Origin of the sequence: Streptomyces sp. NPDC093018 (genome assembly GCF_040684035.1) — a bacterium.
GTDB lineage: Bacteria > Actinomycetota > Actinomycetes > Streptomycetales > Streptomycetaceae > Streptomyces > Streptomyces murinus.
The window spans coordinates 312,426-332,147 of the sequence record NZ_JBFBFF010000008.1 but is presented as its reverse complement, the minus strand read 5'-3'; the positions used below and the strand labels follow the sequence as shown (position 1 = coordinate 332,147).

23 protein-coding genes and 3 tRNA genes are annotated in these 19,722 nt (G+C 69.5%); 23 read left to right on the top strand and 3 right to left on the bottom strand.

Annotated elements, in window-relative coordinates; genetic code table 11:
- The first annotated feature begins 548 nt into the window (after positions 1–548).
- From AB0N90_RS20830 to AB0N90_RS20800, 7 genes are all read left to right on the top strand, one after another.
- Positions 549–621: transfer RNA gene (locus AB0N90_RS20830), tRNA-Thr, on the top strand.
- A gap of 46 nt (positions 622–667) precedes the next feature.
- A tRNA-Met gene (locus AB0N90_RS20825) sits at positions 668–740 on the top strand.
- A gap of 90 nt (positions 741–830) precedes the next feature.
- Positions 831–995: a 50S ribosomal protein L33 gene (gene rpmG, locus AB0N90_RS20820; protein WP_018834916.1), complete on the top strand. Its 165-nt coding sequence runs from the start codon at positions 831–833 to the stop codon at positions 993–995.
- A 132-nt stretch (positions 996–1,127) separates the two neighbouring features.
- Positions 1,128–1,580: a MaoC family dehydratase N-terminal domain-containing protein gene (locus tag AB0N90_RS20815; protein WP_361676701.1), complete on the top strand. Its 453-nt coding sequence runs from the start codon at positions 1,128–1,130 to the stop codon at positions 1,578–1,580.
- 7 nt (positions 1,581–1,587) lie between these two features.
- A complete protein-coding gene (locus tag AB0N90_RS20810) occupies positions 1,588–2,016 on the top strand; it encodes a MaoC family dehydratase (RefSeq protein WP_037663347.1) in 429 nt (142 codons plus the stop codon).
- Between the two features lie 113 nt (positions 2,017–2,129).
- Positions 2,130–2,705 carry a TetR/AcrR family transcriptional regulator gene (locus tag AB0N90_RS20805; protein WP_210730142.1) on the top strand — a complete coding sequence of 192 codons (576 nt, stop codon included), beginning with the start codon at positions 2,130–2,132 and terminating at the stop codon, positions 2,703–2,705.
- 131 nt (positions 2,706–2,836) lie between these two features.
- The gene (locus AB0N90_RS20800) at positions 2,837–4,300 is read left to right on the top strand and encodes a DHA2 family efflux MFS transporter permease subunit (RefSeq protein ID WP_365198535.1); all 1,464 of its coding nucleotides are present in this window, start codon (positions 2,837–2,839) and stop codon (positions 4,298–4,300) included.
- Here the strand turns inward: AB0N90_RS20800 and AB0N90_RS20795 are convergent, their stop codons facing one another.
- Positions 4,301–4,726 (bottom strand): ATP-binding protein, encoded by a 426-nt coding sequence (locus tag AB0N90_RS20795; RefSeq protein WP_365198532.1) that lies wholly within the window; start codon positions 4,724–4,726, stop codon positions 4,301–4,303.
- A gap of 156 nt (positions 4,727–4,882) precedes the next feature.
- On the opposite strand from AB0N90_RS20795, the gene AB0N90_RS20790 reads away from it, so the two are divergent.
- The 8 genes from AB0N90_RS20790 (at position 4,883) to AB0N90_RS20755 (ending at position 11,167) form a co-directional block, all read left to right on the top strand.
- Positions 4,883–5,758 carry a helix-turn-helix transcriptional regulator gene (locus AB0N90_RS20790; RefSeq protein ID WP_365198615.1) on the top strand — a complete coding sequence of 292 codons (876 nt, stop codon included), beginning with the start codon at positions 4,883–4,885 and terminating at the stop codon, positions 5,756–5,758.
- On the top strand, positions 5,755–5,964 hold the full coding sequence (locus AB0N90_RS20785; RefSeq protein ID WP_365198529.1) for a DUF397 domain-containing protein: 210 nt from the start codon (positions 5,755–5,757) through the stop codon (positions 5,962–5,964). Before AB0N90_RS20790 ends, AB0N90_RS20785 begins: the two co-directional genes overlap by 4 nt.
- Before the next feature lie 5 nt (positions 5,965–5,969).
- Positions 5,970–6,146 carry a DUF397 domain-containing protein gene (locus AB0N90_RS20780; protein ID WP_365198526.1) on the top strand — a complete coding sequence of 59 codons (177 nt, stop codon included), beginning with the start codon at positions 5,970–5,972 and terminating at the stop codon, positions 6,144–6,146.
- A gap of 149 nt (positions 6,147–6,295) precedes the next feature.
- Entirely contained in the window at positions 6,296–6,697 is a 402-nt protein-coding gene (locus AB0N90_RS20775; protein WP_365198525.1) for a hypothetical protein, read from the top strand.
- 105 nt (positions 6,698–6,802) lie between these two features.
- The gene (locus AB0N90_RS20770; protein ID WP_232987457.1) at positions 6,803–7,072 is read left to right on the top strand and encodes a hypothetical protein; all 270 of its coding nucleotides are present in this window, start codon (positions 6,803–6,805) and stop codon (positions 7,070–7,072) included.
- The gene (locus AB0N90_RS20765; RefSeq protein WP_365198523.1) at positions 7,065–7,676 is read left to right on the top strand and encodes a DUF6879 family protein; all 612 of its coding nucleotides are present in this window, start codon (positions 7,065–7,067) and stop codon (positions 7,674–7,676) included. Before AB0N90_RS20770 ends, AB0N90_RS20765 begins: the two co-directional genes overlap by 8 nt.
- Positions 7,669–10,056, top strand: a complete 2,388-nt coding sequence (locus AB0N90_RS20760; RefSeq protein WP_365198521.1) for a tetratricopeptide repeat protein — start codon at positions 7,669–7,671, stop codon at positions 10,054–10,056. The genes AB0N90_RS20765 and AB0N90_RS20760 overlap by 8 nt, the downstream gene beginning before the upstream one ends.
- 55 nt (positions 10,057–10,111) lie before the next feature.
- Positions 10,112–11,167: a UDP-N-acetylmuramate dehydrogenase gene (locus tag AB0N90_RS20755; protein ID WP_365198519.1), complete on the top strand. Its 1,056-nt coding sequence runs from the start codon at positions 10,112–10,114 to the stop codon at positions 11,165–11,167.
- A 16-nt stretch (positions 11,168–11,183) separates the two neighbouring features.
- On the opposite strand, the gene AB0N90_RS20750 is transcribed toward AB0N90_RS20755, so the two are convergent.
- On the bottom strand, positions 11,184–12,215 hold the full coding sequence (locus AB0N90_RS20750; protein ID WP_037657514.1) for an adenosine deaminase: 1,032 nt from the start codon (positions 12,213–12,215) through the stop codon (positions 11,184–11,186).
- Positions 12,216–12,348: 133 nt separating this feature from the next.
- The gene (locus tag AB0N90_RS20745; RefSeq protein ID WP_361676677.1) at positions 12,349–13,575 is read right to left on the bottom strand and encodes a pyridoxal phosphate-dependent aminotransferase; all 1,227 of its coding nucleotides are present in this window, start codon (positions 13,573–13,575) and stop codon (positions 12,349–12,351) included.
- Between the two features lie 258 nt (positions 13,576–13,833).
- Between AB0N90_RS20745 and AB0N90_RS20740 the strand changes: the two genes are divergently transcribed.
- The 8 genes from AB0N90_RS20740 (at position 13,834) to rplL (ending at position 19,165) form a co-directional block, all read left to right on the top strand.
- Positions 13,834–13,906: transfer RNA gene (locus tag AB0N90_RS20740), tRNA-Trp, on the top strand.
- Positions 13,907–14,012: 106 nt separating this feature from the next.
- Positions 14,013–14,297: a preprotein translocase subunit SecE gene (secE, locus tag AB0N90_RS20735; protein WP_037657517.1), complete on the top strand. Its 285-nt coding sequence runs from the start codon at positions 14,013–14,015 to the stop codon at positions 14,295–14,297.
- A gap of 80 nt (positions 14,298–14,377) precedes the next feature.
- A complete protein-coding gene (nusG, locus tag AB0N90_RS20730; protein WP_365198517.1) occupies positions 14,378–15,289 on the top strand; it encodes a transcription termination/antitermination protein NusG in 912 nt (303 codons plus the stop codon).
- A 179-nt stretch (positions 15,290–15,468) separates the two neighbouring features.
- A complete protein-coding gene (gene rplK, locus AB0N90_RS20725) occupies positions 15,469–15,903 on the top strand; it encodes a 50S ribosomal protein L11 (RefSeq protein WP_046419431.1) in 435 nt (144 codons plus the stop codon).
- Positions 15,904–16,000: 97 nt separating this feature from the next.
- On the top strand, positions 16,001–16,726 hold the full coding sequence (rplA, locus tag AB0N90_RS20720; RefSeq protein WP_111586060.1) for a 50S ribosomal protein L1: 726 nt from the start codon (positions 16,001–16,003) through the stop codon (positions 16,724–16,726).
- Between the two features lie 168 nt (positions 16,727–16,894).
- A complete protein-coding gene (locus tag AB0N90_RS20715; RefSeq protein ID WP_365198514.1) occupies positions 16,895–17,836 on the top strand; it encodes a hypothetical protein in 942 nt (313 codons plus the stop codon).
- A gap of 303 nt (positions 17,837–18,139) precedes the next feature.
- The gene (gene rplJ, locus AB0N90_RS20710) at positions 18,140–18,670 is read left to right on the top strand and encodes a 50S ribosomal protein L10 (RefSeq protein WP_046419436.1); all 531 of its coding nucleotides are present in this window, start codon (positions 18,140–18,142) and stop codon (positions 18,668–18,670) included.
- A 111-nt stretch (positions 18,671–18,781) separates the two neighbouring features.
- Positions 18,782–19,165, top strand: a complete 384-nt coding sequence (gene rplL, locus AB0N90_RS20705; RefSeq protein WP_037657531.1) for a 50S ribosomal protein L7/L12 — start codon at positions 18,782–18,784, stop codon at positions 19,163–19,165.
- The last annotated feature ends 557 nt before the right edge of the window (positions 19,166–19,722 follow it).

Below are 19,722 nucleotides of genomic sequence, written 5' to 3'. Positions count from 1 at the left end.
CGCAGGGTGGGGCCGTACGGCCCCACCCGGCCCCCCGGGTGCGCTCCGGGCGCGCCCACGGTCCCCATCGGCCTCTGGGCGCGGCCTGAACGGCCGCACCGATGCGGCCCGCCCAACCCGCCGGACGCGCCCCGCCGTCCGGCACCGACGCGGCCCACCTACCCACGCCCACCCACGCCCACCCACGGCACCGAGCCCCCACGACGGCTACTTTCCGTGACGATCCGCCCGGCCCGATCCGCCCGCCCGAGCCAGCGGCTCGTTCCGCTTTCGCCGTACCGCCGCACTCGCCCGGACCCCGGCGCGCGCCCACCGGGGTCGACATCACGCCGCCCGGACGGCCCCGCCGACGGCACCCCGCCCGGCTCCACCGGTCCACCCCGCCCCGACCCCGCGCGAAGCCCCCCGCGGCCCCCGCCGAAGCCCCTCACAGCCGCCCCGCGCGGCCCCCGAAGTCCCACCCGTCAGGCCCGTCGACAGGCGTCCCGGCCCAGCGTGGATATGGATTTGGGTGAACGGCGGCGGACCGTGTAATGTCTTCATCGCTCGCCCCAATAGCTCAGTCGGCAGAGCGTCTCCATGGTAAGGAGAAGGTCAACGGTTCGATTCCGTTTTGGGGCTCTGGTGTGAGAGGTTCCCGTCGCAAGACGGGTTCTGATCTCATCAAAGCGGTGTAGCTCAGTCGGTAGAGCAAGCGGCTCATAATCGCTGTGTCACCGGTTCAAGTCCGGTCACCGCTACTGACAGTAGCCGATTGTGGGGTCGGTCCTTCAATCGGCTACTCTTTCTTGCGTTGAATAAGCCCATCCGTTCGTCTTAGGAGCACTCACGTGGCTGCCACCGACGTCCGCCCGAAGATCACGCTGGCCTGCGTGGAGTGCAAGGAGCGGAACTACATCACCAAGAAGAACCGGCGTAACAACCCGGATCGAATGGAGATGAAGAAGCACTGCCCGCGTTGCAATGCGCACACCGCGCATCGCGAAACGCGATAAATAGGCTCGTTCGCGAGGCCGTCCCCTTTCGAGGGGGCGGCCTTGCGGCGTTTTCACGGTCGGGCCTTCGGCCGGTTCCGGGCCCCGGCTAGTTTGGGACCCTCACATCCAGACATCAGGAGGTGCCGGGCCATGGCGCTCGACCAGTCCTTCGTGGGACGGACCTACCCGCCCACCGCGCCCTACGAGGTGGGCCGGGAGAAGATCCGCGAGTTCGCCGAGGCCGTGGGGGAGACCAACCCGGTGTTCACGGACCCCGAGGCCGCCAAGGCGTTCGGGCACTCCGATGTGATCGCCCCCCCGACCTTCGTGTTCTCGATCACTTTCCGCGCCGCCGGGCAGGTGATCGAGGACCCGCAGCTCGGCCTGGACTACGACCGGGTCGTGCACGGCGACCAGAAGTTCGCCTACCGCCGCCCGGTCCGCGCCGGCGACCGGCTCACGGTCACCTCCACCATCGAGGCGATCAAGTCCCTCGCGGGCAACGACATCGTGGACATCCGCGGTGAGGTGCACGACGAGGCGGGCGACCACGTCGTGACCGCCTGGACGAAGCTCGTGGCCCGCGCGGCCGAGGAGGTTTGAGCAGCTGATGACGGCGAAGATCGGCTACGACGATGTCGAGGTCGGCACCGAACTCCCGGCGCAGACCTTCCCCGTGACGCGCGCCACGCTGGTGCGCTACGCGGGTGCCTCCGGTGACTTCAACCCCATCCACTGGAACGAGAAGTTCGCCAAGGAGGTGGGCCTGCCGGACGTCATCGCGCACGGCATGTTCACCATGGCCGAGGCGATCCGCGTGGTCACCGACTGGCTCGGCGACCCGGGCGCGGTCGTGGAGTACGGCGTCCGCTTCACCAAGCCGGTCGTCGTGCCCAACGACGACCAGGGCGCCCTGATCGAGGTCAGTGCCAAGGTCGCGGCCAAGCTGGACGACAACACGGTCCGCGTGGACCTCACCGCGACCAGCGCCGGGCAGAAGGTGCTGGGGATGTCGCGAGCGGTCGTACGGCTCGCTTGACGGCGTGTGGCTCGCTTGACGGTGTGTAAGGGGCGTCCTCCATGGCGAGGCGCCCCTTACGCGCGCCCGGGGCTTCTTGCGCAAAGTAGTAATTGAGTACTAACTTACTGCCCATGGTCAGGATGAGCGCAGAAGAGCGGCGCGAGAGTGTCGTCCGTGCGGCGATGGAGGAGTTCGGCAGGGGTGGCTACTACGGCACCTCCACCGAGGCCATCGCCAAGCGGGTCGGCGTGTCGCAGCCGTACCTCTTCCGGCTCTTCCCGGGCAAGCGGGCGATCTTCCTCGCGGCGGCCGAACGCTGCGTGGAGGAAACCATCCATATGTTCGCCGAGGCGACCGAGGGGCTGGAGGGGGAAGCGGCCCTGGACGCCATGGCCGAGGCCTACACCACGGCGATCGTCGAGCAGCCCTCGCGGCTGATGATGCAGATGCAGATGTTCCTGGCCGTCGCCGCCGCCGAGGAGGAGGGCGACCGGGAGTTCGGCGAGACCGTACGGGCCGGCTGGATGCGGCTGTGGGACACGGTCGATCTGCCGCTCGGTACCTGCGTGAAGAACACGACCGAGTTCATGGCCTACGGAATGCTCATCAACACCCTGGTGGCCATGGGCTTCCCGCGCGGGCACCGTGTGTGGGAGGGCCTGGACACGCTCCCGTTCGAACGGGAGACGGGCGAGCCGGACGCGTAGTCGCGGCCCGCGGGCACGGCGGGGCGCACCTATGGGTGAACGTGTGTCCGCAAAAGTTAGTCATCGATTACTAACCAAACTCGAACCAGACACTGGGAACTCATGTCCCCGGGGGAGCGATGTCACAAGCGATGTCACAGCAGACCGAACAGGCCCATGAGGCCCGGCAGACTCGCCGGAGCGCCGTCTGGGCCCTCCTCGTCACCAGCGTCGCCGGATTCATGGCGGCCCTGGACAACCTCGTCGTCACCACCGCCCTGCCCGCCATCCGCAAGGACCTCGGCGGGGCGCTGGACGACCTGGAGTGGACCGTGAGCGCGTACACGCTCACCTTCGCCTGCCTGCTGATGTTCGGCGCCGCGCTCGGCGACCGGTTCGGCCGCAGGCGGCTGTTCACCGCCGGGCTCACGGTCTTCACCGGCGCCTCCGCCGCCGCGGCGATGGCCCCCGGTATCGACTCCCTGATCGCCGCCCGCGCGGTGCAGGGCGTCGGCGCGGCCGTGATGATGCCGCTGACGCTGACCCTGCTGACGGCGGCCGTGCCCGCCGCCAAACGGGGGACCGTGTACGGCATCTGGGGCGCCGTCAACGGCCTGGCCGTCGCCTCGGGGCCGCTCATCGGCGGCAGCCTCACCGAACATGTGTCCTGGCACTGGATCTTCTGGCTGAACGTTCCGCTCGGCCTGATCACGCTGCCCTTCGCCCGGCTGCGCCTCGCCGAGTCCCGCGGCTCCGGCGCCCGCCTGGACGTCCCCGGCACCCTGCTCGCCAGCGGCGGCCTCTTCGGGATCGTCTACGGCCTGGTCCGGGGCCCCTCCGACGGCTGGACGGACCCGGTGGTCCTGACCGCCCTGTCGGCCGGCGGCGCGCTCCTGCTCGCCTTCGTGGTCTACGGCTCCCGCGCCGCCAACCCCATGCTGCCGATGCGGCTGTTCCGCTCCCGCGCCTTCTCCGGGATCAACGCGGCGAGCATGCTGATGTTCGTCGGTATGTTCGGCTCGATCTTCCTGCTCAGCCAGTACATGCAGGGCGTCCTCGGCTACTCGCCCACCGAGGCGGGGCTGCGGATGCTGCCGTGGACGGGTATGCCGATGCTCGTCGCGCCCATAGCGGGAGTCCTCTCCGACCGGGTGGGCGGCCGACCGGTCGTCGCGGCCGGCCTGTTCTTCCAGGCCGCCGGTCTCGGCTACATGGCCTACGTGGTCACCGCCCACGCCTCCTACGGGGTCCAGCTGCCCGCCCTGATACTCAGTGGCATCGGCATGGCCCTCTACTTCGCCCCGGCCGCCAACCTCGTGATGTCCAGCGTCCGCCCGCATGAGCAGGGCATCGCCTCCGGCGCGAACAACGCCCTGCGCGAGGTCGGCGGCGCGCTCGGTGTCGCGGTCATGTCCTCGATCTTCTCCGCGTACGGCGGCTACACCTCCGCCCAGTCCTTCGTGGACGGTCTGCGCCCCGCCCTGGTCACCGGCGCCGCCGTGGTCGCCCTCGCGGCCCTGGCGAGCCTGGCCATCCCGGGCCGCGGCCGCACCGGCGGCCCGAGGCCCCTGCCCGAGACCGCCTCCGCACCGGCCCTGGAGCCCACGTCCGGCTGATCAGCCGAGCGAGCACTCCGCCCACACCGTCTTGCACGGAAACCGGTCCTCCCGCACACCCCAGCGGTCCGCCAGAGCGTCCACGAGGAGCAGGCCACGGCCCGACTCCGCGTCCTCGGCGGGCCGTTGGCGTGCGGGGAGCCGTTCACCGCGGGTGTCCGTGACCTCGATCCGCAGCGTCTCGCCGACGAGGCGCAGCGTCAGCCGGAAGTCCCGCCCCGGAACGCGCCCGTGCGTCACGGCGTTGGCCGCCAGCTCGGCCACGAGATGACTCGCGGTCCGGGTGGGCAGCCCCCAGCGCCGCAACTGCGCCTCCGTGAGCAACCGGGCCAGCCGGGCCCCTCGGCGGGTGGACGACAACAGCAGGCTGAAATCCGGTGACGGCGTGGGGGGTTGGGCCGCGGCCTCGACGATTTCCTGGTTCATGCCTCTCAGCGTGGCCGGAAATGCCTACCGTGAGGAGTGATCGAGCGGTTGCGTGCAGTGACTGTCGGCTGGTTGTCCGGTGCTGTCCAGGCTGTCGGGATCGTTGCTCCGGGTAGTGCGACGCGGTACGCGCGCGGGACGACGGAGGGGTTCGGGATGTCGGTGGACGGCGAGGCGGTAGGGCCCGACGGCGAGGTGGACGAGCCGGGCTGGGAGGTCGATCCGGACGACGAGTGGGGTGTCGCCGTGATCACGATGGTGGGCCGGCAGCTGAAACTGCTGCGCGAGGCGGCGGGGTTGCGCGCCGCGGAGTTCGGGGCGCTGGTGGGGTACGGCGAGGACCTGGTCTACAAGGTCGAGGCGGGCAAGCGGATCCCGCGGCGGGAGTATCTGGTCGACGCGGACCGGGTGTTGAACGCGAACGGGGTCATCGAGGCGACGTGGGAGGACATCAAGAGGATCCGGTATCCGAAAAAGATTCGGGATCTGGGGAAGTTGGAGGCCAAGGCGGTCGAGATCGGGGTGTACGAGTGCCAGAGCATCAACGGCTTGCTGCAGATTCCTGAGCACGCGCGGGCTCTGATTCAGGCTCGGCAACCCCCGTACTCGCCGGACGACCTGGAGCGCATGGTGGCGGCTCGTCTGGCCCGACAGTCGGTCTTCGAGCGGGATCCGTCTCCGTCGCTTCACTTCGTGCTGGAAGAGGCCCCACTGCATCGGCAGGTTGGGGGCACAATGGTGTGGCGACGGCAGCTCGAACGTCTGCTGGAGGTGGGGCAGTTGCACAACGTCGCGCTTCAGGTCATGCCGACGAACACTGAGCCTCATCCAGGGCTGGACGGCAGGATCGAACTGCTGAAGTTCCCGGATGGTACGGCGGTGGGTCGGTCCGATGGGGCCTTCAACGGCCGACCAATCTCCGAACCCAAACATCTGCGCATCCTTGAGCTGCGGTATGGCACTATCCGGGCTCAGGCGCTCACTCCAAGGGCGTCGCTGGCCTTCATCGAGCAACTGCTGGGAGAAACATGATCCGCAAGACCACTGCCGGGGACGCCTCCGAGCTGGCGTGGTTCAAGAGCAGCTACAGCAGCGGCACTGACGGCGAGTCCTGCGTCGAGCTTGCCGTCACCCCCGGCACTGTCCACGTCCGTGACTCCAAGAACATCGAGGGCCCCCGGCTGGCGCTCAACCCCAGCGCGTGGGCGAACTTCGTGCCATACGCCTCGGAGGTCTGACGAACATGCTGACGTGGTTCAAGAGCAGCTACAGCGGCGGCAACGACGGCGAGTCCTGCGTCGAACTCGCCGTCACCCCCGACACGATCCACGTCCGCGACTCCAAGAACACCGACGGCCCCCGCCTCACGCTCACGCCGGAGGCCTGGGCGGAGTTCGTGCCGTACGCCTCGTACGCCTGACCTCCCCGTCACACGCCGCCTGCCCCGCTCACCACCGGGGGCGGGCGGCAATTAACACGATGGTGTGAGGCAGCCCCGTTTCACGGCATGCCGTTCCGGTCGCACTCCTACTCTGGCGGGCCCCGCCGCCGACAGAGGGACTGCGTCACATGCGTCCGGAACGCTTCCAGGACTGGCTGATCGACACTACGAAGAACACCCCCGGCGTGAGCCGCGTCCAGTCCTGTGCGGAGGCCGGCGAGGCCAAGCTCCCTTTCGGCGTCGTCCTCACCCGCGGAGACCGCGAGGAGCGGTGGCAGATCACGCATCAGCTCGCCGACGGGGAGAAACACGAGCACGCGGAGCAGCCGACCACGGACACCCCGTTCTCGACCCCCGCCCCGGAGCCCGGTGACGCGGCGGATGTCTGGCTCGCCGGAGCGATCGGCGTCGCCGAGTGCCCCGAGATCGCCCGCGTCGAACGCTGGGCCGCCCGCCCCGAGGGCTCCTCACAGGCCGGGCTCACCGTGTTCCACCACAACGGCAGCCGCAACTTCGTCCGCCCCCTGTAGGTCGCCGGTGGCGAGGTGTACACCCATGACCGTGAACGGACTGTCGCCGTACCCGTACGCTGAGTAGGCTGGCGCTGTCCGGGTCGGCGACACAGGGGGCGGGGCATGGGGCACACATGGGACGCGGATCCGCAGGCACGGTTGGTCCGGCGTATCGGTGTCGCGCCGGCGGAACTGGGGACGACCGGGGGCCGGGACGGCTGCCCGGACATCTGGGAGCTGGACAACGGCGACTTCGCGGTCATCGGGCGTGATCTCACGCAGGCCTACTCCGAGGGCCTGCCCGAAGACGCGCTGATCGGCGCCGGGGAGCGCCTCGTGGTCATTCCGCGGCTCACGCTGCTCGCCGCCAAGGCCCATATCCCGGATGCGTGACCTCCTTGGCGCCGCTCCCGGCGAACCGCTGGAACTGGACGCGTACCGCGAGGACTTCCGCCGCAGGGATTTCGCCGTGGACGGATACGACTCATGGAAGCTGGAGCGCCGCCAGCACTTCCGCGAGCCGGGCGACGCGAGCTGGGAAGCCTTCGTGCGGGGTGACTGGCGGGAGGCGCTGAGGCTGATCGAGGCACAGCGTTCCGGACTGTCGGACCTGTCCCGGCTGGCCGCGCGTCACCGCTGCCGCCTGCTGCGGGTCCGCGTCGTGGAGACGCCGCTCACGCCGTACCTCCAATGGGAACTGCACCTGCTGCGCGTGCGGGCCGAGTGCGGTGAGCTGATTCGTGTAATCGGACCGGAGCCCCTCGCGGCGTACGAGGCCGAGGCGCCGGTACCGGAGTTGATCACGCTGAACGACGACACCGTGTACGAGATCAGCTATGACGCCGAAGGTGTGCTGGAAGGCGCCGTGCGTTACCTCGATACGCGCACGCGGGACCGGGTCGCGGCATGGATCGAGAAGCTGTACGGGCTGGGGAAGGACGTCGGCACGTTCTTCGACCGTGAAGTGGCCCCTCTCGAACCGCCGGCAGGTGACTGAGCCGCGCGGGGAGGTCACCTCCTCGTTCTCCGGCACGGCCCATGAGGTAGTACAGGCCCGCGATGTGCACGGCGGGATCCATTTCCACACCCCGGCCGCCGAGCTGGCGCGAGCGCCGGTGCCGTACCAACTCCCGCTCGCCGGACGCGGCTTCGTCGACCGATGTGCCGAACGCGCCACGCTGGACCGGCTGCTCGACGACGGCCCCGCCGCGCGCGTGCTGGTCGTCACCGGTACCGCGGGAGTCGGCAAGACGTCTCTGGTGCTGAACTGGGCACACATGGTCCGCGACCGTTTCCCGGACGGGCAGCTGTACGCCGATCTGCACGGCTACGATCCGCAGGCCCCGATCACGTACGAGCGGGTTCTCGAGCGCTTCCTGAAGGCCCTCGGTGCTCCCGCGGACGCGGTGCGCGACGACGGCGAGCACATGGCCGCGGCCTTCCGGTCACGGCTCGCCGACCGCAGGCTCCTGCTCGTCCTCGACAACGCCGTCGGTGCGTCCCAGGTCAGACCGTTGCTGCCCGCGGCGCCGGGATGCCTGGTCATCGTGACCAGCAGACACCGGCTGCCCGGGCTGACCATCCGGGAGGGAGCCCGGCGCCTCACCCTGGACGTGCTCGGCCAGGACGGCTCGGTCGCTCTGCTGTGCGGCGTCATCGCGGGGTACCGGGACGGAGACGATCCCGCGCTGGTGGCGGAACTCGCCACCCTGTGCGCGCGCCTGCCACTGGCGCTCAGAATCGCCGCCGAGCGCGCCGCCGGACAACCCCTGATGCCCCTGACGGATCTGATCGGCGAGTTGCGTGACGATTCCGGCCGGTGGGAAGCGCTGACAGCACACGACGGCGACGAATCCGAGGCGGTGCGTTCCGTGTTCACATGGTCCTACCGGGCGCTGCCTCCGGATGCCGCCCGGCTCTTCCGGCTGCTCGGGCTGCACCCCGGGCCGGACTTCAGCGATACGGCCGCGGCGGCGCTCGCGGATGTCGACGCGCGCACCGCCCGGCGCCTGCTCGACGTCCTTGCGGCCGCGCACATGGTCGAACAGACCGCCGCCGACCGCTTCCGACTGCACGACCTGCTGCGCGCCTACGCGGCCGACCAGGCACGGCTGGAACAGACCCGGCAGGAGCGCGAAACGGCGCTGCGCCGGGTGTTGACCTGGTACCTGTACACCGCGGACGCGGTCCAGGCCAGGGTCGCCCCGCAGGAGCCGCGCGTGGCGCTGGTACCCGCGGAGGGAAGACCGCCCGAACCGCGGTTCACCGACGAGGCGCAGGCGATGCGCTGGTACGAGGCCGAACGGGACAATCTCGTGGCCGCCGTGCGCGCGGCCGCGAGCGCCGGGCAGGACCGGCTCGCCTGGCAGCTGGCGGTGGTCCTGCGCTCCGTCTACATGACCGACCACCCGATCCAGGAGTGGCTCACCACCTCCCGGACGGGTCTGGAGGCCGCCCGGCGTGACGGTGACCGAGGCGCCGAGGCCGAACTCCAGGAGAGCCTCGGCATGGCGTACGTCCAGTCCCAGAACCTGGAATCCGCGGCGGCCCACTACGAAGCGGCGCTGGCCCTGCGCCGGGAACTGCACGACACCTTCGGCGAGGCCCTGACGCTCAACGGCCTCGGCCTGCTGGAACTGCGCCGCCGCAACCTCGCGCGTGCGCAAGCGGCCTTCGAGGGCAGCAGGGCGCTGTTCGCAGCCCGGAACGACGACTTCTGGGAGCCGCGTACGGCGGTCAACCTCGCGCAAGTGGAACTGGAACTGGGTCACCCCGAGAACGCGTTGGGCCGACTGCACCGCGGGATCGAGGCGTTCCGGGACCACGGCGACCGCCGCGCCGAGGGCAACGCCCTGCGGCTCCTCGCCACCGCGGAACTGGACAGCGGTGACGCGGACGCCGCGCTGGCACACGCCGAGCAGGCCGTGGCCATCGCCACCGGCATCCGCAGCTCCGCCGCCGAGGCCTACTGGCTCCTGACGCTGGGCGACGCCCGGCGCGCCACCGGACAGCCCGCCCAGGCAGAGGCCTCCTACCGGCGCGCCGCCGCACTCCAGAAGGATCTCGGCGACCCCGCCCGCGAAGCCGCCGCCTGGGACGGCCTGGGACAGGCGTGTCTGCAACTCGGCCGGGCCCGGGAAGCCGCGGACTGCCACCGCCGGGCCGTGGGGACCTACCGGGACCTCCGGCTGGAGTGGGAGACCGCGCAGGCACTCGCCCACCTGGCGGTCGCCCTGGACAGCGTCCCCGAGCCGCAGGAGGCCGAGGACGCACGGTCCGACGCGCTCGGCCTGCTCACCGCCTGCACCGACCCGCGGGCCGTACGGCTACGGGAGAGCGTCGTACGACGAGCACCGCACGACGACGCCGGCCAGTGATCCCGGTCCGGCCATCGGTACGGCCCCGCCCGGCCCTTCTCGTAGGCTTTCCCCCGTGCACCTACTCCACGACGCCCCCCTCGCCCCGCTGACCACGTTCCGCCTGGGCGGGCCCGCGCTGCGGTTGGTGACCGCAGAGACGGATGCCGAGGTGATCGATGCCGTCCGGGAGGCGGACGACAGCGGGACCCCGCTGTTGGTCGTCGGCGGCGGGTCGAACCTCGTCATCGGGGACAAGGGATTCCAGGGGACCGCGCTGCGGATCGCCACCCGGGGGGTCGAGCTGCGGGGGACCACCCTGGAGCTCGCGGCGGGGGAGGTGTGGAGCGACGCCGTCGCGCGCAGCGTCGAGGCCGGGCTCGCCGGGATCGAGTGCCTCGCCGGGATCCCCGGGTCCGCGGGGGCCACGCCGATCCAGAACGTGGGGGCGTACGGGCAGGAGGTCTCGGCCACCATCTCCGAGGTGATCGCCTACGACCGGCGCGCCGGGGAGACGGTCACGCTGAGCAATGAGGAGTGCGACTTCTCGTACCGGCACAGCCGCTTCAAGGCCGACCCGGAGCGGTACGTCGTGCTGCGCGTCCGGTTCGAGCTGGCGGACGCGGGCGGGATGTCCGCGCCGATCAAGTACGCCGAGACGGCCCGCGCGCTCGGTGTCGAGCCGGGCGACCGCGTGCCGCTGGACCGGGCCCGCGAGACCGTGCTGAAGCTGCGGGCCGGCAAGGGCATGGTGCTCGACGCCGACGATCACGACACCTGGTCGGCCGGCTCCTTCTTCACCAACCCGATCCTCACCGAGGAGCAGTTCGCCGCGTTCCAGGAGCGCGTGCGCGAGCGGCTGGGGGAGGGCGTCGAGCCGCCCGCGTACCCGGCGGGTGAGGGCTGTAGGAAGACCTCGGCCGCCTGGCTGATCGACAAGGCCGGCTACACCAAGGGGTACGGCACCGGCCCCGCCCGCATCTCCACCAAGCACACCCTCGCCCTCACCAACCGCGGCGAGGCCACCACCGAGGACCTCCTCGCCCTGGCCCGCGAGGTCGTCGCCGGGGTGCGCGAGGCCTTCGGGATCACCCTCGTCAACGAGCCCGTCATGGTGGGCGTCGCTCTCTGAAACCTCCGGAACCCCGCTAGGACGTCAGCCAGGCGTCCACGCCCGCCAGCAGCCGCGCCTTGGCGTCCTCCGGGGCCGCCGAGCCGCGGATGGACTGGCGGGCCAGCTCGGCCAGTTCGGGGTCGGTGAAGCCATGGACATGGCGGGCGATCTCGTACTGGGCGGCCAGGCGGGAGCCGAACAGCAGGGGGTCGTCGGCGCCCAGAGCCATCGGGACGCCCGCGTCGAAGAAGGTGCGCAGCGGCACGTCCTCCGGCTTCTCGTAGACACCGAGGGCCACATTGGACGCCGGGCACACCTCGCACGTCACCTGGCGGTCGGCCAGCCGCTTCAGCAGCCGGGGGTCCTCCGCCGCGCGCACCCCGTGCCCGATCCGCCCCGCGTGCAGATCGTCCAGGCAGTCCCGCACCGAGGCCGGGCCGGTCAGCTCGCCGCCGTGCGGGGCCGACAGCAGGCCGCCCTCGCGCGCGATGTGGAAGGCCCGGTCGAAATCCCGCGCCATGCCGCGCCGCTCGTCGTTCGACAGGCCGAAGCCCACCACGCCCCGGTCCGCGTAGCGCACCGCGAGCCGGGCCAGCGTGCGGGCGTCCAGCGGGTGCTTCATACGGTTGGCGGCCACCAGCACCCGGATGCCGAGTCCGGTCTCCCTGGAGGTGCTGTCCACCGCGTCCAGAATGATCTCCAGCGTCGGGATCAGACCGCCGAGCCGGGGCGCGTACGACGTCGGGTCCACCTGGATCTCCAGCCAGCCCGAGCCGTCGCGCAGATCCTCCAGCGCGGCCTCCCGCACCAGCCGCCGGATGTCCTCCGGCTCGCGCACACAGGAGCGCGCCGCGTCGTACAGCCGCTGGAAGCGGAACCAGCCCCGTTCGTCGGTCGCCTTGAGTTTCGGCGGCTCGCCGCTGGTAAGGGCCCCCGTCAGCATCTCCGGCAGGCGTACGCCGTGCTTGTCGGCCAGCTCCAGGACGGTGCTCGGCCGCATCGAACCGGTGAAGTGCAGATGCAGATGGGCTTTCGGCAGCTCAGAGAGATCACGTACACGCTCCATTCCCAGATCCTGCCGCACACCCCCGCTTCCCCGGTAGCCGTTTCCCCGGTCGAGGTCTTGCTCGCACAAAGGAACGGCGCCTCAAGCGACTCGCATGAGTCGCTTGAGGCGCCGACAGGACGCGATCGGTGTTTCAGTCGCGGGCCTCAGCCAAGAGCTTCTGGATCCGGCTCACGCCCTCCACCAGGTCCTCGTCACCCAGCGCGTACGACAGCCGCAGGTAACCCGGCGTGCCGAACGCCTCACCCGGGACGACCGCGACCTCGGCCTCCTCCAGGATCAGCGCGGCCAGCTCGACCGAGTTCTGCGGGCGCTTGCCGCGGATCTCCTTGCCGAGGAGGGCCTTGACCGAGGGGTAGGCGTAGAACGCGCCCTCGGGCTCCGGGCAGAGCACGCCGTCGATCTCGTTCAGCATCCGCACGATCGTCTTGCGGCGCCGGTCGAAGGCCTCGCGCATCTTCGCCACGGCCGTCAGGTCACCGGAGACGGCGGCCAGGGCGGCGGCCTGCGCCACATTGGACACGTTCGAGGTGGCGTGCGACTGGAGGTTGGTCGCGGCCTTGACGACATCCTTGGGGCCGATGACCCAGCCCACCCGCCAGCCGGTCATGGCGTACGTCTTCGCCACACCGTTGACCACGATGCACTTGTCGCGCAGCTCGGGCAGCAGCGCGGGCAGCGAGACGGAGACCGCGTCGCCGTAGACCAGGTGCTCGTAGATCTCGTCGGTGAGCACCCACAGGCCGTGCTCAAGGGCCCAGCGGCCGATCGCCTCGGTCTCGGCCTCGGAGTACACCGCGCCGGTCGGGTTGGACGGCGAGACGAAGAGCACGACCTTCGTCTTCTCCGTGCGCGCGGCCTCCAGCTGCTCGACGGAGACCCGGTAGCCGGTGGTCTCGTCGGCCACGACCTCCACCGGGACACCGCCCGCGAGGCGGATCGACTCCGGGTAGGTGGTCCAGTACGGCGCCGGGACGATGACCTCGTCGCCCGGGTCGAGGATCGCGGCGAACGCCTCGTAGATGGCCTGCTTGCCGCCGTTGGTGACGAGGACCTGGGAGACGTCGGGCTCCCAGCCGGAGTCGCGCAGCGTCTTCGCGGCGATCGCGGCCTTCAGCTCGGGCAGTCCGCCGGCCGGCGTGTAGCGGTGGAACTTCGGGTTCTTGCAGGCCTCGATCGCGGCCTCGACGATGTAGTCCGGGGTCGGGAAGTCGGGCTCACCGGCGCCGAAGCCGATCACCGGTCGCCCGGCGGCCTTCAGGGCCTTGGCCTTGGCGTCCACGGCGAGGGTGGCGGACTCGGAGATCGCGCCGACTCGGGCGGAGACCCGGCGCTCGGTGGGAGGGGTTGCAGCGCTCATGGAGCCCATGCTTCCAGACCGGAAATGTCCCGGGCACACGGGTTTCACAGTCTGAACGGCATCGGGTCGAGTCGTGAACACCTATCCGAATATCCGCCCCGGCCTGGACGATCTTCGCTCCGGGGAGCACGGGCCGACACTTTCTGTTCGACGCCGGGCCCCGGACCACGTACACTCTCACCTCGTTGGCCTCCAGCAGCCCGCCATGATCGGTGCCACCGAGCACTCGGTCGGATGCGGTACGTTGGGGACACACAAAGGGTCGTAGCTCAATTGGTAGAGCACCGGTCTCCAAAACCGGCGGTTGGGGGTTCAAGTCCCTCCGGCCCTGCTACACACACCGCCAGGATGTGTGCGCTTGTACGTACAGCAATGCACCGCCGTGCGGCTCAGTAACCGGGCGCGGCACGGCCACGACCCGGGATCAGGTGAGGTTTATGACGGACGCCGTGGGCTCCATCGATACGCCTGATGCCCAGGACGAAGTGCCTGAGGCCAAGAAGGCCCGCAAGGGCGGCAAGCGCGCCAAGAAGGGTCCGCTGAAGCGTCTGGCGACCTTCTACCGCCAGATCATCGCGGAACTCCGCAAGGTCGTCTGGCCCTCGCGCAACCAGCTGACGTCGTACACCACCGTGGTGATCTTCTTCGTCGCCATCATGATCGCGCTGGTGACCGTGATTGACTATGGGCTCAACCACGCGGCCAAGTACGTCTTCGGCTGAGCCAAGAGCGAAGGGCGCCGTGGCACCGGCGCCCGTTTTCGCATGTTCCACCCCTATGTAACCAGGAAGAAGCAGCCATCGTGTCTGACCCGAACCTGAACGACGACGCCACCGAGCCTCGCGGGAACGCTGCCGAGATGGTGGACGACGAGCTCGACATCGTCGAGGGCGCGGACGAGCAGGACGAGTTCGAGGCTGCCGAGGCCGAGGCGGGCGAGCCGGCCGAGGAGGCCGCGCTGCACACCGAGGACGCGGACGACGAGGAGGCCCCCGAGGCCGCCGACGACGCCGAGGACGCGGACGAGGACGAGACCGCCGAGGAGGGCGACGAGGACGCCGCCGCCGAGGCCGTCGAGGAGGAGCCGGCCGAGCCGGTCGACCCCGTCCAGGCCCTGCGCGAGGAACTGCGCACCCTGCCCGGCGAGTGGTACGTCATCCACACGTACGCCGGCTACGAGAACCGCGTGAAGACCAACCTGGAGCAGCGCGCCGTCTCGCTGAACGTCGAGGACTACATCTTCCAGGCCGAGGTGCCGCAGGAAGAGGTCGTCCAGATCAAGAACGGCGACCGCAAGACGATCAAGCAGAACAAGCTGCCGGGTTACGTCCTGGTCCGCATGGACCTGACCAACGAGTCCTGGGGCGTCGTCCGCAACACGCCGGGCGTCACCGGCTTCGTGGGCAACGCGTACGACCCGTACCCGCTGACCCTGGACGAGATCGTCAAGATGCTCGCCCCGGAGGCCGAGGAGAAGGCCGCCCGCGAGGCCGCCGAGGCCGAGGGCAAGCCCGCGCCGCAGCGCAAGGTCGAGGTCCAGGTGCTGGACTTCGAGGTCGGCGACTCGGTCACCGTCACCGACGGCCCCTTCGCCACCCTCCAGGCGACGATCAACGAGATCAACGCCGACTCCAAGAAGGTCAAGGGCCTGGTGGAGATCTTCGGCCGCGAGACGCCGGTCGAGCTCTCCTTCGACCAGATCCAGAAGAACTAGTCCGGCACCAGTCCCTTCTGGACCACTGCTTCCGAACAGGTCGGACAGGCTGACTACAGCCCGTCTGACCTGCTCGGTTTTTGGCCGCGCATCTATACCCGTTATCGTTGTGCGGTATGCCTGCGTCCGGGTTGTCCCCGGGAGCGGGCAGGACCCGAATCGAAAGGACCCGGAGAGCTATGCCTCCCAAGAAGAAGAAGGTCACGGGGCTCATCAAGCTCCAGATCCAGGCCGGTGCCGCGAACCCGGCTCCGCCGGTCGGCCCGGCGCTGGGTCAGCACGGCGTCAACATCATGGAGTTCTGCAAGGCCTACAACGCCGCGACCGAGTCGCAGCGTGGCTGGGTCATCCCGGTGGAGATCACGGTCTACGAGGACCGCTCCTTCACCTTCGTCACCAAGACGCCGCCGGCCGCCAAGATGATCCTCAAGGCCGCGGGTGTGGAGAAGGGCTCCGGCGAGCCGCACAAGACCAAGGTCGCCAAGATCACCGAGGCGCAGGTCCGCGAGATCGCCACGACCAAGATGCCCGACCTGAACGCGAACGACCTGGACGCCGCGGCGAAGATCATCGCCGGCACCGCGCGCTCCATGGGCGTCACGGTCGAGGGCTGACCACCACCAGCAGGTAATGCGGCCGTAGCCGGTCGCACGTGGCAGGGCCTGCTCGGCCCGGAGACCACGACTCCTTCAGAACACACAGGAGCAAGTTGTGAGCAAGCGCAGCAAGGCTCTCCGCGCTGCGGACGCCAAGATCGACCGGGAGAAGCTGTACGCCCCGCTCGAGGCCGTCCGTCTCGCCAAGGAGACCTCCACGACCAAGTTCGACGGCACCGTCGAGGTCGCCTTCCGTCTGGGTGTCGACCCGCGTAAGGCCGACCAGATGGTCCGTGGCACCGTGAACCTTCCGCACGGCACCGGTAAGACCGCCCGGGTCCTGGTCTTCGCGACCGGTGACCGTGCCGAGGCCGCGCGTGCCGCGGGCGCCGACATCGTCGGTGCCGACGAGCTGATCGACGAGGTCTCGAAGGGCCGCCTGGACTTCGACGCCGTCGTCGCCACCCCGGACCTCATGGGCAAGGTCGGCCGCCTCGGCCGCGTCCTCGGCCCCCGTGGTCTGATGCCGAACCCGAAGACCGGCACCGTCACCCCCGACGTGACCAAGGCCGTGACGGACATCAAGGGCGGCAAGATCGAGTTCCGCGTCGACAAGCACTCGAACCTGCACTTCATCATCGGCAAGGTGTCCTTCGACGACGCCAAGCTGGTGGAGAACTACGGCGCCGCGCTGGAGGAGATCCTCCGTCTGAAGCCGTCCGCCGCCAAGGGTCGCTACATCAAGAAGGCCGCGCTCACCACCACGATGGGCCCCGGCATTCAGCTCGACCCGAACCGCACCCGCAACCTCCTCGTCGAGGAGGACCCGGCCGCCGTCTGAGCCTCGCGCTCACCCCGGTAGCCGCGTCCGGTACGCGTACTGAAGGGCGGGCCCCGCAACCTTTCGAGGTGCGGGGCCCGTCCTTTCTGTGTACGACCTGTTCGTCGTACGACTGTCAGCGGCCCGCACTAGGCTGCACGCAGACGATTCGCAGGGGGTAGGACCAGAATGAAGAGCACGACGACCGCCCGCCGGGTGACCCTTTCCGTGGCCGTGGTGGCGGCGCTGACCGGGGTGGCCGCCTGCGGCTCCTCGGACTCCGGCAAGGGCGACAGCAAGGCGTCGGGTGCCGGCACCGTCCATCTGAGCCCCGTGGCCGCCGTGCTGCGCGACGTCGAGCAGTCCACGGACAAGGCCGACTCGGCCAAGGTGCGTGCGACCACGTCCATGGGCGACATCATGGCGATGAACGCCGACGGCGCCCTCACCTGGGGCAACGGCCTCAAGGGCAACCTGGACATCACGTACACCGGCGGCAAGATGGCCGACGCGATGCGCAAGGCCGGCACCTCGCACATGGAGGCCCGCTATCTGCCGGACGCCTACTACGTGAAGATGAGCGACGCCTTCGCCCAGCAGGCCGGCGGCAAGCACTGGGTGAAGTACGACTTCGACTACCTGGCCAAGGTCGGCGGCGCCTCCGGCGCGTACATGAAGGACCAGCTCCAGACGTCCACGCCGAACCAGTCGGTGAAAATGCTGCTGGCCTCCGGCGACGTCAAGAAGGTCGGCGTGGAGACGGTCGACGGGCAGCACACCACGCACTACGCGGGCACCGTGGACGTTGCTGCCCTCGCAGGCAAGGGCAGCAACCTCAGCGCCGACCAGCTCACCGCGCTCAAGCAGCAGCTGAAGCAGTCCGGTATCACCACGGACGCCATCGACATCTGGGTCAACGACCAGAACCTGCTGGTCAAGAAGACCGAGAAGGCGGCCACCGCCAACGGCACGCTGAACAGCACCGCCCACTACAGCGACTACGGCGTGGCGGTCTCCGCCTCGGCGCCGCCGTCCACCGACACGATGGACATCGCCGACATGATGAAGTCCGGCGGCGCCAACAGCCCCTCGGGCGGCACCACGTCCGGCGGCAGCGGCCTCAGCTCCTGATACGCCGGGACCGGGGACCAGGAGCCGATTTGCTCCATGGCGCCCCGGTCCCGTACTGTCATCCCCGAAGCCAAAGACCGCTGGTCGTTGCCGCGCGCTTGCAGAGGGCGCGGTGGCCGAAGGATCCGCTGAAAAGTGGACGACCCGCGCAGGTGTCAGTGGAAGAACTCCCGGAGTGCGCGCGCCGAGCGCGTGTGCGGCCGGTCGAGTCCGCCCCGAGCGCCTGCGCCGGGGCGTTTCGTTTTACCCAGTCCTCCTTCGGGTCCGCGCGGTCCGAATCACCCGGAAGGAGGCCGAGGCTCTATGGCGAGGCCCGACAAGGCTGCCGCGGTTGCGGAGCTGACGGACAAGTTCCGCAGCTCCAACGCCGCCGTGCTGACCGAGTACCGCGGTCTCACCGTGGCGCAGCTCAAGACGCTGCGCCGGTCGCTCGGTGAGAACGCCCAGTACGCCGTGGTGAAGAACACGCTGACCAAGATTGCGGCCAACGAGGCCGGGATCGCGCTCGACGACCAGCTCTTCGCTGGTCCGACGGCCGTCGCCTTCGTCACCGGTGACCCGGTGGAGTCGGCGAAGGGTCTCCGTGACTTCGCCAAGGACAACCCGAATCTCGTCATCAAGGGCGGCGTCCTTGACGGCAAGGCGATGTCTGCCGACGAGATCAAGAAGCTTGCGGACCTCGAGTCCCGCGAGGTTCTGCTCAGCAAGCTGGCCGGTGCCTTCAAGGGGAAGCAGTCCCAGGCTGCCTCCCTCTTCCAGGCGCTGCCGTCGAAGCTCGTCCGCACCGTGGACGCGCTGCGCGCCAAGCAGGCCGAGCAGGGCGGTGCCGAGTAATTCGGCTCGCTTTCTGACCCGCACCACCCGGCGCGGGTCGCAGCGGGCCGACGTACGCCCGCCTTACCCAGTACATCCGGCACCTGCCGATTGAGTGGAAGGACCGCCATCATGGCGAAGCTCACCCAGGACGAGCTGCTTGCCCAGTTCGAGGAGATGACCCTCATCGAGCTCTCCGAGTTCGTGAAGGCCTTCGAGGAGAAGTTCGACGTCACCGCCGCCGCCGCGGTCGCCGTTGCCGCCCCGGGCGCCCCCGGTGCCCCGGCCGAGGCCGTCGAGGAGAAGGACGAGTTCGACGTCATCCTCACCGGTGCCGGCGACAAGAAGATCCAGGTCATCAAGGTCGTGCGTGAGCTGACCTCCCTCGGCCTGAAGGAGGCCAAGGACCTGGTGGACGGCACCCCGAAGCCCGTCCTCGAGAAGGTCAACAAGGAGGCCGCGGAGAAGGCCGCCGAGTCCCTCAAGGGCGCCGGCGCCTCCGTCGAGGTCAAGTAAGACCTCACGGGTCCGCAGGACTCGAACGCGCGCTGAACTCGGCCCTGTAGGGCTGTAACGCGAACGCACCGAAGAGCGATCATCCATCCGGGTGGTCGCTCTTCGGCGTATCCGGAGGGTGACCGCGGTTGCCTTGCGCTCGTGAGGGCGAGAGGTATGGTGATCTTCGTCGTGCCTCCGGACGGCCGGGTTCCGGTGGGAGGCTCTTGACGAACCGCACGCAGCGCGCAATTCTCAGGACGCGTCGTCACAAGGATCCGAATCCGAGGCATGGATCGACGGCGAAGAGGGCAGTATCAACGTGCGTTGAAGGGCAGCATGCCGAGGGCGTTGACAAGAGCGGTGAGCACAGCGAGGGTCTCGACAAACCCGCACTGGACATCAGTGTGCCAAGTGGCTACACTGACCCTTTGCGCTGCCTGTTAGCTGTCCCCTGCCCGTCACCAGGGGTCTGCCCTCACTTGAGCATCGATGACCGAAGCCCCCCTGACCTGGGGTTTCCGCCTCCGTGTTTGAGGGAGGGGCCGGTACGCGCGTAGTGAGTCCGAGCCCTCGGA

What these genes read in the sequence shown, in the direction of transcription:
- AB0N90_RS20770 (WP_232987457.1), top strand. Translation starts at nt 6,803, where the DNA reads ATGGGGCACACATGGGACGCGGATCCGCAGGCACGGTTGGTCCGGCGT.
- AB0N90_RS20795 (WP_365198532.1), bottom strand. Translation starts at nt 4,726, where the DNA reads ATGAACCAGGAAATCGTCGAGGCCGCGGCCCAACCCCCCACGCCGTCA.
- AB0N90_RS20750 (WP_037657514.1), bottom strand. Translation starts at nt 12,215, where the DNA reads ATGGAGCGTGTACGTGATCTCTCTGAGCTGCCGAAAGCCCATCTGCAT.
- AB0N90_RS20780 (WP_365198526.1), top strand. Translation starts at nt 5,970, where the DNA reads ATGCTGACGTGGTTCAAGAGCAGCTACAGCGGCGGCAACGACGGCGAG.
- AB0N90_RS20785 (WP_365198529.1), top strand. Translation starts at nt 5,755, where the DNA reads ATGATCCGCAAGACCACTGCCGGGGACGCCTCCGAGCTGGCGTGGTTC.
- AB0N90_RS20745 (WP_361676677.1), bottom strand. Translation starts at nt 13,575, where the DNA reads ATGAGCGCTGCAACCCCTCCCACCGAGCGCCGGGTCTCCGCCCGAGTC.
- AB0N90_RS20790 (WP_365198615.1), top strand. Translation starts at nt 4,883, where the DNA reads ATGTCGGTGGACGGCGAGGCGGTAGGGCCCGACGGCGAGGTGGACGAG.
- AB0N90_RS20765 (WP_365198523.1), top strand. Translation starts at nt 7,065, where the DNA reads ATGCGTGACCTCCTTGGCGCCGCTCCCGGCGAACCGCTGGAACTGGAC.
- AB0N90_RS20775 (WP_365198525.1), top strand. Translation starts at nt 6,296, where the DNA reads ATGCGTCCGGAACGCTTCCAGGACTGGCTGATCGACACTACGAAGAAC.
- AB0N90_RS20805 (WP_210730142.1), top strand. Translation starts at nt 2,130, where the DNA reads ATGGTCAGGATGAGCGCAGAAGAGCGGCGCGAGAGTGTCGTCCGTGCG.
- AB0N90_RS20715 (WP_365198514.1), top strand. Translation starts at nt 16,895, where the DNA reads ATGAAGAGCACGACGACCGCCCGCCGGGTGACCCTTTCCGTGGCCGTG.
- rplK (WP_046419431.1), top strand. Translation starts at nt 15,469, where the DNA reads ATGCCTCCCAAGAAGAAGAAGGTCACGGGGCTCATCAAGCTCCAGATC.
- AB0N90_RS20815 (WP_361676701.1), top strand. Translation starts at nt 1,128, where the DNA reads ATGGCGCTCGACCAGTCCTTCGTGGGACGGACCTACCCGCCCACCGCG.
- AB0N90_RS20810 (WP_037663347.1), top strand. Translation starts at nt 1,588, where the DNA reads ATGACGGCGAAGATCGGCTACGACGATGTCGAGGTCGGCACCGAACTC.
- secE (WP_037657517.1), top strand. Translation starts at nt 14,013, where the DNA reads ATGACGGACGCCGTGGGCTCCATCGATACGCCTGATGCCCAGGACGAA.
- AB0N90_RS20800 (WP_365198535.1), top strand. Translation starts at nt 2,837, where the DNA reads ATGTCACAGCAGACCGAACAGGCCCATGAGGCCCGGCAGACTCGCCGG.
- rplJ (WP_046419436.1), top strand. Translation starts at nt 18,140, where the DNA reads ATGGCGAGGCCCGACAAGGCTGCCGCGGTTGCGGAGCTGACGGACAAG.
- rplL (WP_037657531.1), top strand. Translation starts at nt 18,782, where the DNA reads ATGGCGAAGCTCACCCAGGACGAGCTGCTTGCCCAGTTCGAGGAGATG.